Raw genomic sequence first — 14266 nt, 5'->3', positions numbered from 1 at the left:
TCATTGGTGCAGCCGGGCATGGCCCGGCTCTACACGACGCGCGGGGTGCCGGGAGTTTCTGGTGCCCCGCGTTGTTTAAACACCCGGCAATCACATTTGCGGTGGCATGTTGGCCGCCATGGCCAACGACTTCCCCCTACGTCCGCCGCCGCCACTGCTGGACGATGCCTGTGCGCTGTTCCTGGACGTGGACGGCACCCTGATCGAATTTGCCGACGACCCCGAGGCGGTGCGTCTGCTGCCGGAGGTGCGCGAGGCGATCGGACGCATCAGTGACCGGCTGGAAGGCGCAGTCGCGCTGATCAGCGGCCGACCACTGGAGCAGCTGGATGCGCTGTTCGCGCCACTACGGCTGCCCGCCGCTGGTCTGCACGGCCACGAACTGCGCACCCATCCCGCGCTCGATCCGCCCGCGCATGACGCGGCTGATGACACCAACACCAGCACCTGGCTGCACGCCGTGCACCAGCAGGCGATGCGCTTCGCGCACGGGCACCCTGGCGTGCTGGTCGAAGACAAGGGCCGCAGCCTGGCCCTGCACTGGCGCGCAGCCCCCCACGCGGGCAATGACGTCCAGCAGTTCGCTGAACGCCACATCCGCGGGCACAGCGGCTACCGCCTGCAACCGGGTGACCATGTGGTCGAGTTCGTACCGGTGGGCAGCGACAAGGGCCGCGCCATCCGCCAGCTGATGCAGCACACCCCGTTCCGCGGGCGCGTGCCGGTTTTCCTGGGCGACGACCTCACCGACGAATATGGCTTCGATGCCGCCAACACCCTGCACGGCTGGAGCGTGCTGGTGGGTGCGCGCGAACCCAGCGCAGCGGTGTTTGCCCTGCCGCAGATCCGCAACGTGCATGGCTGGCTGCGCGAGAACGCTTACTGAAACCGGAAATCCCCCGCATGAGTGAACCCAACCTTGACCTGGGCGTGGTCGGCAACGGCAGTTTCGGTGCGCTGATCGACCGCCAGGGCCGTGTGGTCTGGAGCTGCCTGCCCACCTTCGACGGCGACCCCACCTTCTGCGCGCTGCTGCAGCCCAATACCCAGCAAGGTGGCGACTTCGCCATCGAGCTGGAAGACATGACCGGCAGCGAACAGCAGTACCTGACCAACACCGCCATCCTTCGCACCGTGCTTTACGACAAGCACGGCGGCGCGCTGGAAATCATCGACTTCGCGCCGCGCTGGCGCAACAACGACCGCTTCTACCGTCCGGTCAGTCTGATCCGCCAGGTGCGCCCGCTCAAGGGCAGCCCGCGCATCATCGTGCGCGCCCGCCCGCTGGCCAACTGGGGCGCGGACGTGCCCGATGCCACCTGGGGCAGCAACCACATCCGCTGGGTGCTGCCCGACCACGTGCTGCGCCTGACCACCGACGTGCCGCTGCGCTTCGTCCGCGACCAGCTGCCGTTCGTGCTCAATCACCCGGTGCATCTGGTGCTGGGCGTGGATGAAACCCTGACCCGTTCGATCAGCGGCTATGTGCAGGAAGCCTTCCAGCGCACCCGCGACTACTGGCGCGAATGGGTGCGTTACCTGTCCATTCCGCTGGAATGGCAGGACGCGGTGATCCGCAGCGCGATCACCCTGAAGCTGTGCCAGTACGAAGACAGCGGCGCGATCATCGCCGCCATGACCACCTCCATTCCGGAAGCGCCGGGCAGCATCCGCAACTGGGACTACCGCTACTGCTGGCTGCGCGATGCGGCATTCGTGGTGCGTGCGCTCAACCGCCTCGGTGCGACCCGCACCATGGAGCAGTTCCTCGGCTACATCTTCAACCTGGCCACGGCCGACGGCAGCCTGCAGCCGCTGTACGGCATTGGCTTCGAGGCCAAGCTGGATGAACACGAAGTGGCCACGCTGGACGGCTACCGCGGCATGGGCCCGGTACGCCGCGGCAACCTGGCCTGGGTGCAGCGCCAGCATGATGTGTACGGCAGCGTGGTGCTGGCCTCGACCCAGCTGTTCTTCGACCAGCGCCTGCAGGACCCGGGCGACACCCACACCTTCGCAAGACTGGAACCGCTGGGCGAACAGGCCTTCGCGCTGCACGACGTGCCCGATGCCGGGCTGTGGGAGTTCCGTGGTCGCACGGAGGTGCACACCTACACCAGCGCGATGTGCTGGGCCGCGTGTGACCGCCTGTGCAAGATCGCGGTGCGGCTGAAGCTGGACGAACGCGCGACATACTGGCGCGACCGCGCCAACACCATCCACGCGCGCATCCTGCGCGAGGCCTGGAGCGAAGACCTCGGCCACTTCACCGACACCTTCGGTGGGCATCGGCTGGATGCGTCGTTGCTGCTGCTGGCCGACATCGGCTTCATCGACGCCGACGACGCCCGCTTCGTCGCCACCGTGGATGCCATCGGCCGCGACCTCAAGCATGGCAACGCGCTTTACCGCTACGTGGCCCCGGATGACTTCGGCGAGCCGGAAACCAGCTTCACCATCTGCACGTTCTGGTACATCGACGCACTGGCCGCGATTGGTCGCCTCGACGAAGCCCGCGAGATGTTCGAGATGCTGCTGGAGCGCCGCAATCATCTGGGCCTGTTGTCTGAAGACCTGGCCTTCGACAACGGCGAGGCCTGGGGCAACTTCCCGCAGACCTACTCGCATGTGGGCCTGATCACCGCCGCGATGCGGCTGTCGCGCAGCTGGCAGGAGGCGTCATGAGCCGGCTGGTGGTGGTCTCCAACCGGGTGGCAGTGCCCGGGCAGTCGATCTCCGGCGGGCTGGCGGTGGGCCTGCAGGCGGCGCTGCAGGAGCGCGGGGGGCTGTGGTTCGGCTGGAGCGGAAAATCGGTCAAGGAAGCCAGCGGCGCGCTGCATGAGCAGACCGAAGGTGACATCCGCTACGTCACGCTGGACCTCAACAAGCGCGACGTGGACGGTTACTACAACGGCTTCGCCAACCGCACGCTGTGGCCGTTGCTGCACTTCCGCCTGGACCTGGTGGACTACGATCGCGCCACCCGCGAGACCTATCGCCGGGTCAACGCGTTGTTTGCCGAGAAGCTGGCCCCGCTGCTGCGCGAAGACGACGTGGTGTGGATCCACGACTACCACCTGATTCCGCTGGGTGCGCTGCTGCGCGAGCGCGGCATTGGCTGCCGCATCGGCTTCTTCCTGCACGTGCCGATGCCCTCGGCCGACCTGCTGCAGGCCATGCCCGACCACCTGCGGTTGTTCTCCAGCCTGTACGCCTATGACCTGGTCGGCTTCCAGACCCAGCGCGACGCCGATCGCTTCCAGTCCTATGTGCGCCTGTTCGGCGGCGGCCAGGTGGTGGATGGCGGGCTGCTGCAGGCTCCGGGCGGGCGTCAGTTCCGCGCGGCCGCGTTCCCGATCGGCATCGATACCGCGCAGATCGAGCGGCTGGCCAGGGCCGGGGCCAGCAAACCGGCCGTGCGCGACCTGCGCAACAGCCTGCGCGACCGCCAGCTGGCCATTGGCGTGGACCGGCTCGACTACTCCAAGGGCCTGCCCGAGCGTTTCCTGGGCTTCGAGCGCTACCTGCAGCGGCACCCGGACCAGCGCGGCAGCCTGACCTACCTGCAGATTGCCCCGGTGTCGCGTGGCGATGTGACCGAGTACCGGCAGCTGCGCAGCCAGCTGGAGCAGACCGCCGGCCACATCAACGGGGGCTATGCCGAACCGGACTGGACCCCGCTGCGCTATGTGAACCAGAACTTCGCGCATGCCACCTTGACCGGCTTCTACCGCGCCGCCGCCGTCGGGCTGGTGACGCCGCTGCGGGACGGCATGAACCTGGTGGCCAAGGAGTACGTGGCCTCGCAGGACCCGGACGACCCCGGGGTGCTGGTGCTGTCACTGCTGGCCGGCGCTGCCGACGAGCTCAAACAGGCGCTGCTGGTGAACCCGCACGACCTGGACGGCGTCGCCGATGCCATTGCCACGGCCGCGACCATGCCCCTGCACAAGCGCAAGGAGCGCTGGAACGCGATGATGGATCACCTGCGCGCCAATGACATCAACCAGTGGCGGCAGCGCTATCTGGAACAGCTCGAATTTGGTTGATCACGACAGAATCGGACGCGCAGCGGATGTCGCTTTCAACCCGAAAACAACCTCTGAACTGCACCATTCGTCATTTGTAGGGCAAGCCACTCCTATGTCGTTTTTGACCCACCCGGAATGTTGCAACCCGCGCGGTTGCGACGTTGAGCCACCATAGTTGGCCTAAATGGCCGGTATCTGCTGCCAATTCGCAACCTTTTTCGCGACAAACTTTCATTTCGCGTTGACGAGCGGTTCCCACATTGACGTCGCAGAGCCCCTGCATGCCGCACGGGGCGAAGCAACCGGGAACCTGATTGATGTCATTGCTCGCCCCTTTCATTGAAGACACCGCCCTGCACATGGGACTGGGCCATCGTGCACGCCGCCTGGTGGAAGTGCTGGTCGACTACATCCACAGCCTGCCGGGGGGCGTGGAGGGACTGCGCCAGCGCTTCGAGCAGGCGGGGCTGGGCCACGAGTTCCCTGCCGGTGCGCCACCGCACCGGCTGCTGGCCAGTCAGTTCGAACGCATCGTGGGGCGCGCTCAATTGGTGGAGATGGCCCGGCTGGCCGCATTTCCCACCGGCATGTTCGCGGTGGTGGCGGCCGACCTGCTTCCGGGGCTGATCGACGTGCTGGAGCGCGAAGCATCGCAGGAAGCGGCTGCGCCCGTTCCCGCCCAGGAGCCGCGTGCGGTGACGACACCGCCGCGGTCACTGCGTGGTGGAGCCTTACGTGGGGCCCTGTGGCTGGTGGTGGCCGGCGTGCTGCTGTGCCTGACCGGGTGGATCCATCAGAAGACCCGCGCGCCGACCGGCACTGTCGCCCAGGCCGCGGCAGTGAAGGCGGCTGAGCGACACCAGATGCCGCGCCTGACCCTGGTGGTCAAGGACACCGGTGTGGACGTGCGCGGCCGCCTGCCCAGCGAAGCAGACCGCCGCCGGGTCTGGACCGCGCTGCTGGCCCAGTACGGACAGGCCCGGGTGGGTGGGGACATCCAGCGTGATCCGCAGACCCAGTCACCGCGCTGGCTGGATCGGCTGGTCGCGGTGCTGCCTTCCCTGGACCACCCGGGGCTGGCGCTGTCGTTCAGCGGCGATGCGGTGAACGCCGACCTGGGCCGCCTGCCTGAGGCAGACCGGGTGGCGGTTTCCGATGTGCTGCGGCGCTCGTTCGGGCATCTGCCGGTCACCGGCCTGTGGGACCGCGGCCGGGTGGCGCTGGCACAGTTGCCGGAGGCGCATGATCCGCCGCAGCTGGCCAAGGCGCTGAACAAGGGAATCGTGCGTTTCGAGCACAAGTCGCCGGTGCTGCGCGCCGACAGCATGGACACGCTGCGCGCCAGCGCGCTGGCGATCCGCGCGGCCGGGCCGCAGCTGCGGCTGGAGGTGGGCAGCCACACTGACAGCCTGGGCGCATCGGACGCCAACCTGCGGCTGAGCCAGCAGCGCGCGGAAGCGGTGGTGGCCGAACTGCGCGCCCTGGGCGTGCCGTCCAGCGTGCTGGTGCCGCGCGGTTACGGGGAAGACCAGCCGGTGGCCGACAACCGCATGGAAGCCGGGCGCGAGCGCAACCGGCGGATTGTGTACACCGTGATGGAGTGATGCAGGGTTACCGGGCCATCCACACCAGGGTGGCCATGCGCCCGGTGCGCCGGTCACGCCGGTGCGAATAGAACCGCTGCGGGTCGGCAATGCTGCAGTACTGCCCGCCACTGATCGCGCCGAGCTCCAGCCCCGCTGCCTGCAGCCGCCGGCGGGCCAGCGCGTACAGGTCCACTTTCCAGTGCCCCGGGCGGGTGGCGGCGAACGCACTCACCGCACCCGCATCAAGATCCACGAAGGCGCGATACACGTCCTCGCCCACTTCATAGTGCGCCGGCCCGGCCGCCGGCCCCAGCCACGCCTGCAGTTCCGATGCCGGCGTGCGCATGGCGGCCACCGTGGCTTCCAGCATGCCGTCCGCCAGCCCGCGCCAACCGGCATGGGCCGCGCCGACCTCACTGCCATCGCGTGCGGCAAACGCCACCGGCAGGCAGTCAGCGGTGAGGATCGCCAGCACCACGCCCGGCACCGAGGTGACGGCCGCATCGGCGGTGGGCTCCACGTCCACGCCCTGCGCAGTGGGCGGGGCATCGAAACGCAGCACCCCGGTGCCGTGCACCTGGCGCAGCCAGTGAGGACGCGAAGGCAGCGCCAGGCCCGGCACCAGCAGGTCACGGTTGCGCTGCACCTGCTCCGGGTCGTCGCCGTCGGCCGCGTAGCGGTTGCCCATGTTGAACCGGTCGAACGGCGGCAGCGAGCCGCCTGCGCCATAGCGCAGCGTGGTGACCGCCCGCACCCCGCGGGGCGCGGGCCAGTCGGCCGGCAGTACCGGAACCGTGGGCTGCATCAGCGCCGCCCGCGTTCCAGTTCGGCGTGGTGGCGGGTGTCGTCGCGCAGTGCGTCCAGCAGCGCCACCATGTCCGCCGGCAACGGCGCGCTGTTGCGCACCGGCTCACCGGTGATCGGGTGGGCAAACTCCAGGGTTTCCGCGTGCAGCGCCTGGCGCTTGAAGCCGCGCAGCTGGGCCACCAGCTCGTCGCTGGCTCCCTTCGGCAGCTTCAGCGCACCGCCGTACAGCGGGTCGCCCACGATCGGGTGCTTCAGATGCGCCATGTGCACGCGGATCTGGTGGGTGCGCCCGGTTTCCAGGCGGCACTCCAGCGCGGTGTGCGCGCGAAAGCGCTCACGCAGGCGGTAATGGGTCACCGCGTCCTTGCCGTCCTCACGCACCGCCATGCGGATGCGGTCGCGCGGGTGGCGCTCGATCGGCGCATCGGCGGTACCGCCCGATACCAGCGCGCCCACCACCACCGCCACGTACTGGCGGTGCACGTCGCGGGCCGCCAGCTGCTCGATCAGTGCGGTCTGCGCCTGCAGGGTGCGCGCCACCACCATGACCCCGCTGGTGTCCTTGTCCAGGCGGTGCACGATGCCCGCGCGCGGCAGCACCGCCAGGCCCGGGTCGCGGAACAGCAGGGCATTGACCAGGGTGCCCGACGGATTGCCTGCGCCCGGGTGCACCACCAGGCCCACCGGCTTGTTGATCACGAAGACGTGCTCGTCCTCGTACAGGATGTCCAGCGGGATGTCCTCCGGCTCGGCGTGGGTCTGTGTGTCCAGCACCACGGTCAGGCTGGCCACCTCGCCGCCGCGCACCGGGTCGCGCCCGCGCGCCGGTTCACCGTTCAGCAGGACGTCCCCGGATTTGATCCACTCGCTCAGCTTCGAGCGCGAGAACTCGGGGAACAATTCGGCCAGCACGGCGTCAAAGCGACGACCGGCAGCGCTGTCGGGGACGATCGCCTGACGGGGCGATTCGGATTCAGTTTCGAGGTTTTCAGACATGGCTACACGCTTCAAAAGGACAAATTTGAGGTCCGGACGACCTGTTTCAGTCGCTGGACAGGCCACTAGGCTATCATCGACCCTTCGTATTCCAGCCGCGTCCCGCCCTGACCTCATGATCCGACGCTCGTCCCTGCTGTCCGCGCCCGTCCGTACCGCCGCCCTGCTGGTGGTCCTGGCCCTCGTTTCCACCGGCTGCCACCGGGGTGCCAAGGGCGACAACCCGGATGAAGGCACGCCCGTCGAAACCCTGTACGACAAGAGCCACGGCCTGATGCAGAAGGGCAACTGGACCGGGGCTGAAACCTCGTTCCGCCGCCTGGTGGCCCAGTACCCGTACGGCCCGTACACCGAGCAGGCGATGATCGAAACCGCCTACGCCCAGTACAAGGCCGGCAAGCACGAAGATGCGGTGTCCAGCATCGACCGCTTCATCCGTACCTACCCGACCCACCGCAACATTGCGTACATGTACTACCTGCGCGGCCTGTCCAACAGCAACCGCAATACGGTCTTCCTGCGCCGCGTATGGTCGCTGGATCCGAGCCGCCGCGACCTGTCCACCCCGCGCCAGGCTTACGCCGACTTCAACATCGTGGTCGAGCGCTACCCGAACAGCCGTTACGCCGCCGACGCCCGCAGCCGCATGCTGGTGCTGCGCGACGTGTTTGCCCAGCACGAACTGGACAACGCCCTGTACTACCTGCGCCGCGAGGCTTACGTGTCCGCTGCCGGCCGCGCCAACTACCTGCTGGAAACCTACCCGCAGAGCGCGTTCCAGTACGACGCCGTGGCCGCACTGGGCGAGGCCTACACCCACCTCGGCAACAAGACCCTGGCCGACGACGCCCGCCGCGTGCTGGAGCTGAACCAGCCCAACCACCCGTGGCTGCAGGGCGACTGGCCGAAGTACCCGTGGATGATCCGCAAGCTCAACCCGTTCGCTGGCGAGAAGTCCGCCAGCACCGGCCAGCGCAACGCGCAGATGGAACGGAAGTAAACAAAAGGCCCCGCGAGGGGCCTTTTGTTTACCGGTAGCGCCGGCCGTTGGCCGGCCCAAGTGGAACCATGACGAGGTAGAGTCGCTCGACAGACGACTGCCGTGAACCAATCCACGCCCGGTAACGCATTGAAATCATCGAAATGAGAAAGGGCCCGCAAGGGCCCTTTCTTTTTCAGCTGCAATGACCGACAGACCGCGCGTTACGGCCGATCAGACAGCACCTGGACAAGCACCTCCATGGGCGGAACCGCCCCCTTGCCTTGCTTGAACCTTTCCCAGCTCACCACCTTCTCGATCGCAGCCAGCGCCGCCGCGCGGCTGCTCTTCGACACCACGGCGTACTCCCACAGCTGACGCAGCTCTCCAGCTGACACAGAAGCGTTCTCATCATGCTCGGTTCTGAACCGCCCAAGCAGCCTGTGCCCGGACTTCTGCTCTACTGACAACCGCGCTACAACATCCTCGATGGTGTCTGCGAATACATTGCACTCAACCCCCTCGGCAAAACCGACCTTCCGTGCTTCTGTCGTGGGCTTCGGAGCTTCCGTTTCTGATTTCAGAATAGGCCGCAATGCCGGCTCATAAAGTTGTACAAGTTGCGGTGCCTTGGGCAAGCGGCCCAACACTTCAGTCAGGTACCAGTGCATGCGAGTGCCTTCGTGGAACATCTCCTGTTGCTTGATGATCGTGTTACGCAGACTCTCAATCCTCGACCGGCAGATGTCGGCCTTCAGGACGGGCGCGTCATCGAGGGGACCGGTGAACACCGTGCCGAGACCAAAGCCGAACTTCCTGTTCGCGATGTAGGCAAACTTCTCTCTGGTTTTCAGGGAGAGGGCTTCATGGGCGGGCTTATGCACTTTGCAGTGAAAGGCCTTGTCGAGGCCGTAACGGTATTCGTCTACGGTGGTGGAGCGGAATGACGGGATTTTCATGAGCAGTGACCACGACGGAGGGGGCCGTCGATTGGAATGCTGGCTCGAGGGTGGGGCTTTCAGAATTGTTGCAGTTGGTTGAGGGCAGCGCGGGCTTCGATTCTGGTCACTCGTTACCGGGCGTTGATCGGTTCACGGCGGTCGACTGTCGTCCGACCCTACCCCGGTTCCCATCCTCCATGGTGACGTGTCGTGCACGGAACGCGCTAGCCACCGCACGTAGAGCCACGCCCTGCGTGGCTGCGCCATCCCGCCCCGTTCTGCAACGTCGTGCCACCCGCCGCCTACACGTCCGCCGCACGGGCGGAAGAATGTTGAAAGCGCAATCGACGCGCGCAGGGTATTCAATCTCCCCTCCCCTCACGCGTGCTCACACGATGACATTGATTCCCTCCTCCACGCCGCCCGCGCAGACGCACACTGTCTCTTCACCAGCGAAAGCGCTGCTCGTCGGCAGATCGCCGGGTCGGCTGGATATCGGCTTGATTGAAAACCGCCTGTTTGGCGGATCGGGCACCGCGCCACGCCCTGACGTGGCCAAACCCACCCGCGATATTGGCAGCACGCTGTCGCAGTTCAGGTCAGCTGCCTCGTCCGTCGCCGTCTCACGTCCTAGCCCTGCACAGCCCCCCCAGCCCACCAAGCGGGTTCAGTTCGCGGAACATCACGCCAAGGAGACCGTCGATAGTTCATTCGGCGCAATGGCGGCGCGCGTAGGCGTGGATCTGACAGCACTGGGCCACTCCCAGTGCCTCATGGAAAATGGCGATTCGCTGCCCGCCTCCATCATCAAAAACCAGCTGATGATGTGTCTGAATTGGAATCGCGATGAAGCGCTCGTCTCCTCCCGCTCCAAGGCCCTGTTGCGCGAGGCGTTCTACGAAGCGCGCTCGCTGCCGGGGAAAGTGGCCTGCAGGCCAGGGGACTATCCCTACGATGTGCTGGAGGCCTTCCTGACCGTTGTCGAACAGAAGCGGCCTGCGCTGCTGAGCGCTGACTGACGGGATCCGTAGAGCCACGCCCTGCGTGGCTGAACGCGTTCGGGCGCTGCGCAGCCACGCAGGGCGTGGCTCTACAGGTGTTTCGCGTCAGCCCTTGTACCCATTGCTGATCGGATACCGCCGCTCGCGGCCGAACGCACGCCGCGACACCTTCGGCCCCGGCGCGGCCTGGTGGCGCTTCCACTCGCTGGTGCGCACCAGGCGCAGCACGCGATCCACCACCTCCGGCGAATACCCGGCGGCGACAATCTCCTCGCGCGACTGCTCCTGGTCGACATAGCGGTACAGGATGCCGTCCAGCACGTCATACGCGGGCAGCGAATCCTGGTCGGTCTGGTTGGCGCGCAGCTCTGCGGAGGGCGGACGGCTGATCACCGCCGGCGGAATCACCGGCGCCCCCCCCACGGTGTTGCGCCACTTGGACAGACCGAACACCTCGGTCTTGTACAGGTCCTTCAGCGGTGCGTAACCGCCGCACATGTCGCCGTAGATGGTGGCGTAGCCCACCGCGTATTCGCTCTTGTTGCCGGTGGTGAGCAGCAACCCGCCGAACTTGTTCGACAGGGCCATCAGAATCACGCCGCGTGCGCGCGACTGCAGGTTTTCCTCGGTGACATCCACCGGCTGGCCTTCGAACATCGGGGCGAGCGCATTCATCAGCCCCTCGAACACCGGCTCGATCGACACCGCCTCCAGCTTCACCCCCAGCGCGCGGCACTGCTCGGCGGCCAGGTCGTTGGACATGCCGGCGGTGTAACGCGACGGCAGGCGCACCGCGGTGACGTTCTCCGCGCCCAGCGCGTCCACCGCCATCGCCAGCACCAGCGCCGAGTCGATACCGCCACTCAGCCCCAGCCAGACCTTCTTGAAACCGTTCTTGCGGCAGTAGTCCTGGATGCCACGGGTGACCGCACGCCAGGCCAGCGCGTCCATGCTTTCGTCGCCGTCGTCCATCCACTCGCGCGGCAGGAAGCTGCGGGTCTCGGCGTCGTAATCCACCACCAGCCACTGGTCGGTGAACGCAGCGGCGGCCGGGTGCACCGTGCCATCGCCATTGGCGACCACGGACGCGCCATCGAACACCAAGGCGTCCTGGCCGCCAACCATGTTGACGTAGGCCAGCGCCGCGCCGCTTTCGCGGGTGCGCTCGGCCAGCAGTGCATCGCGCTGGGCGTGCTTGCCACGTTCGTACGGCGAGGCGTTGGGCACCACCACCAGCTGCGCGCCTTCGCGCACGGTGTCGGCCAGCGGTTCGGGGAACCACAGGTCCTCACAGACCAGCACACCCACCGGCACGCCCTTCAGTTCAAACACACAGCTGCCGCCATCCGGGTCGACGTCGAAGTAACGGCGCTCGTCGAACACGGCGTAATTGGGCAGTTCGCGCTTGCGGTAGGTGTGCAGCACCTTGCCGTTCTGCAGCACGCTGGCGGCGTTGTAGACCACGGTGCCGGCGCTCTGCGGCCAACCGACCACGGCGGTGATGCCCTGCACGCTGGCCGCGATGCGCTTGAGCGCCTGTTCGCAGTCGTACAGGAAGCCCGGGCGCAGCAGCAGGTCTTCCGGCGGGTAGCCGCTGATGGCCAGTTCCGGGAACACCACCAGTTCGGCCCCGAACTCGTCACGCGCCTCGGCGATCATGGCGATGATGTTGTCGGTGTTCTGGGCGACGGCCCCGACCGGGAAATCAAACTGCGCCATCGCGATGCGGATCGAGGTCATGAGGCCGTGCCATTTGGGTGCAATGGCCCATTGTATTGCGGAAACAAAAACGCCGCCCGAAGGCGGCGTTTTAAGCCGGGCAAGCCCGGCTCTACGTAAGACGCGTTGCGTCTTACTTGACCAGCTTGGCGATGGCAGCGCCCAGGTCGCCCGGCGAACGCACGGTGACGACGCCAGCAGCTTCCATGGCGGCGAACTTGCCTTCCGCGGTGCCCTTGCCGCCCGAGGCGATCGCACCGGCGTGGCCCATGCGCTTGCCGGCCGGAGCCGAGGCACCGGCGATGAAGCCGACAACCGGCTTCTTCACGTGGGCCTTGATGTATTCCGCACCGGCTTCTTCAGCGTCGCCGCCGATTTCGCCGACCATGATGATGCCTTCGGTCTGCGGGTCTTCGTTGAACAGCTTCAGGCAGTCGACGAAGTTCAGGCCGTTGATCGGGTCACCACCGATGCCGATGCAGGTGGACTGGCCCAGACCGACTTCGGTGGTCTGCTTGACCGCTTCATAGGTCAAGGTGCCCGAACGCGACACGATGCCGATCTTGCCCGGCTTGTGGATGTGGCCCGGCATGATGCCGATCTTGCACTCGCCCGGGGTGATCACGCCGGGGCAGTTCGGCCCGATCAGCACGGTGTTCGGGTGCGACGCCTTCAGCACGTTGTCCACGCGCAGCATGTCCAGCACCGGAATGCCTTCGGTGATGCAGACGATGACCTTGATGCCGGCAGCAGCGGCTTCCAGGATGGCATCGGCAGCGAACGGCGGCGGGACGTAGATGACCGACGCATCAGCGCCGGTGGCCTGCACCGCATCGGCGACGGTGTTGAACACCGGCAGGTCGATGTGGGTGGTACCGCCCTTGCCCGGGGTGACGCCGCCGACGACCTGGGTGCCGTACTCGATCATCTGGGTGGCGTGGAAGGTGCCCTGCTGGCCGGTGAAGCCCTGCACGATCACCTTGGTGTTCTTGTTAATCAAAACAGACATGAGAATTCCTTGGTGTCGGATCAGGCGGCGTTCTTGACAGCTTCAACGACCTTCTTGGCGCCGTCGTTGATGTTGTCAGCCGGGATGATGGCCATGCCGCTGTCGCGCAGCAGCTGCTTGCCTTCTTCCACGTTGGTGCCTTCCAGGCGCACCACGACCGGGACCTTGACGCCCACTTCCTTCACAGCCGCGATGATGCCTTCGGCAATCATGTCGCAGCGGACGATGCCGCCGAAGATGTTGACGAAGATGCCTTCGACCTTGTCCGAGGACAGGATCAGCTTGAAGGCTTCAATGACGCGCTGCTTGTTGGCACCGCCGCCCACGTCGAGGAAGTTCGCCGGCTCGCCGCCGTTGAGCTTGATCACGTCCATGGTGGCCATGGCCAGACCGGCACCGTTGACCATGCAACCAATGTTGCCGTCCATGGTGACGTAGTTGATGTCCAGCTCCGAAGCGGTCACTTCGGTTTCGTCTTCCTGCGACTTGTCGCGCATGGCGACCAGTGCCTTGTGGCGGAAGTTGGCGTTGTCGTCGCTGTTGAACTTGCCGTCCAGCGCGTACAGGTTGCCGTCGTCCAGGATGGCCAGCGGGTTGATTTCAACCAGGGCCAGGTCCTTTTCGTTGAAGATGCGGTACAGGTTGACCATGATGTTGGCGAACTGGCCGGCCTGCTTGGCGGTCAGGCCCATCTTGAAGCCGATGTCACGGCCGTGGTAACCCTGCACGCCTTCCACGAAGTCCACATTCAGGGTGTGGATCTTGTCCGGGGTTTCAGCGGCGACCTGTTCGATCTCCATGCCGCCTTCCGACGAAGCGATGAAGCTGATGGTGCGGGTGCCACGATCCACCAGGACCGACAGGTACAGCTCCTTGACGATCTCACCGGCGGTGGTCACCAGCACCAGGTTGATCGGCAGTTCAACGCCGGCGGTCTGGTAGGTGGCCATCTTGGTGCCAAGCATCTTGGCAGCAGCGGCCTTCACGTCATCGACAGTCTTGCAGAACTTGACGCCGCCGGCCTTGCCGCGGCCGCCTGCGTGGATCTGCGCCTTGACCATCCAGGGGCCCTGGCCCAGCGACTGGGCGACGGCAACCGCCTCGTCCGGAGTAGCCGCGACCTTGCCGGCCGGGACCGGGATGCCGTACTCGGCAAGCAGTTGTTTTGCCTGGTATTCGTGGAAATTCATGCGTCAC

Annotated in this window: 12 protein-coding genes; 6 read left to right on the top strand and 6 right to left on the bottom strand. The window is 66.2% G+C overall.

Features of this window, described 5'->3' with window-relative positions:
* Positions 1-118 precede the first annotated feature (118 nt).
* The 4 genes from otsB (at position 119) to RT551_RS02130 (ending at position 5635) form a co-directional block, all read left to right on the top strand.
* Positions 119-886 carry a trehalose-phosphatase gene (gene otsB / locus RT551_RS02145; RefSeq protein WP_313455468.1) on the top strand — a complete coding sequence of 256 codons (768 nt, stop codon included), beginning with the start codon at positions 119-121 and terminating at the stop codon, positions 884-886.
* 17 nt (positions 887-903) lie between these two features.
* Positions 904-2685, top strand: a complete 1782-nt coding sequence (locus RT551_RS02140; protein ID WP_313455393.1) for a glycoside hydrolase family 15 protein — start codon at positions 904-906, stop codon at positions 2683-2685.
* Positions 2682-4049: an alpha,alpha-trehalose-phosphate synthase (UDP-forming) gene (gene otsA, locus RT551_RS02135; RefSeq protein WP_313455392.1), complete on the top strand. Its 1368-nt coding sequence runs from the start codon at positions 2682-2684 to the stop codon at positions 4047-4049. The genes RT551_RS02140 and otsA overlap by 4 nt, the downstream gene beginning before the upstream one ends.
* Before the next feature lie 299 nt (positions 4050-4348).
* On the top strand, positions 4349-5635 hold the full coding sequence (locus RT551_RS02130; RefSeq protein WP_313455390.1) for an OmpA family protein: 1287 nt from the start codon (positions 4349-4351) through the stop codon (positions 5633-5635).
* A gap of 7 nt (positions 5636-5642) precedes the next feature.
* Here the strand turns inward: RT551_RS02130 and pgeF are convergent, their stop codons facing one another.
* A complete protein-coding gene (pgeF, locus tag RT551_RS02125) occupies positions 5643-6422 on the bottom strand; it encodes a peptidoglycan editing factor PgeF (protein ID WP_313455389.1) in 780 nt (259 codons plus the stop codon).
* On the bottom strand, positions 6422-7420 hold the full coding sequence (rluD, locus tag RT551_RS02120; RefSeq protein ID WP_313455387.1) for a 23S rRNA pseudouridine(1911/1915/1917) synthase RluD: 999 nt from the start codon (positions 7418-7420) through the stop codon (positions 6422-6424). The genes pgeF and rluD overlap by 1 nt, the downstream gene beginning before the upstream one ends.
* A 115-nt stretch (positions 7421-7535) precedes the next feature.
* Between rluD and RT551_RS02115 the strand changes: the two genes are divergently transcribed.
* On the top strand, positions 7536-8420 hold the full coding sequence (locus RT551_RS02115; protein WP_313455385.1) for an outer membrane protein assembly factor BamD: 885 nt from the start codon (positions 7536-7538) through the stop codon (positions 8418-8420).
* Between the two features lie 203 nt (positions 8421-8623).
* Here RT551_RS02115 and RT551_RS02110 read toward each other — a convergent pair whose 3' ends face one another.
* Positions 8624-9358: a hypothetical protein gene (locus RT551_RS02110; protein ID WP_313455383.1), complete on the bottom strand. Its 735-nt coding sequence runs from the start codon at positions 9356-9358 to the stop codon at positions 8624-8626.
* A gap of 377 nt (positions 9359-9735) precedes the next feature.
* On the opposite strand from RT551_RS02110, the gene RT551_RS02105 reads away from it, so the two are divergent.
* Positions 9736-10359 carry a hypothetical protein gene (locus RT551_RS02105; RefSeq protein WP_313455381.1) on the top strand — a complete coding sequence of 208 codons (624 nt, stop codon included), beginning with the start codon at positions 9736-9738 and terminating at the stop codon, positions 10357-10359.
* A gap of 87 nt (positions 10360-10446) precedes the next feature.
* On the opposite strand, the gene RT551_RS02100 is transcribed toward RT551_RS02105, so the two are convergent.
* The 3 genes from RT551_RS02100 to sucC form a co-directional block, all read right to left on the bottom strand.
* Positions 10447-12081, bottom strand: coding sequence for an NAD+ synthase (locus RT551_RS02100; protein ID WP_313455379.1), 1635 nt, complete (start codon positions 12079-12081; stop codon positions 10447-10449).
* A gap of 112 nt (positions 12082-12193) precedes the next feature.
* Positions 12194-13069 (bottom strand): succinate--CoA ligase subunit alpha, encoded by an 876-nt coding sequence (gene sucD / locus RT551_RS02095; protein WP_313455377.1) that lies wholly within the window; start codon positions 13067-13069, stop codon positions 12194-12196.
* A 20-nt stretch (positions 13070-13089) separates the two neighbouring features.
* A complete protein-coding gene (gene sucC, locus RT551_RS02090; protein WP_125362066.1) occupies positions 13090-14259 on the bottom strand; it encodes an ADP-forming succinate--CoA ligase subunit beta in 1170 nt (389 codons plus the stop codon).
* Between the last annotated feature and the right edge of the window lie 7 nt (positions 14260-14266).

Origin of the sequence: Stenotrophomonas sp. (assembly GCF_032103445.1) — a bacterium.
Classification (GTDB): domain Bacteria; phylum Pseudomonadota; class Gammaproteobacteria; order Xanthomonadales; family Xanthomonadaceae; genus Stenotrophomonas.
This window is presented reverse-complemented; position numbering and strand designations above follow the sequence as displayed.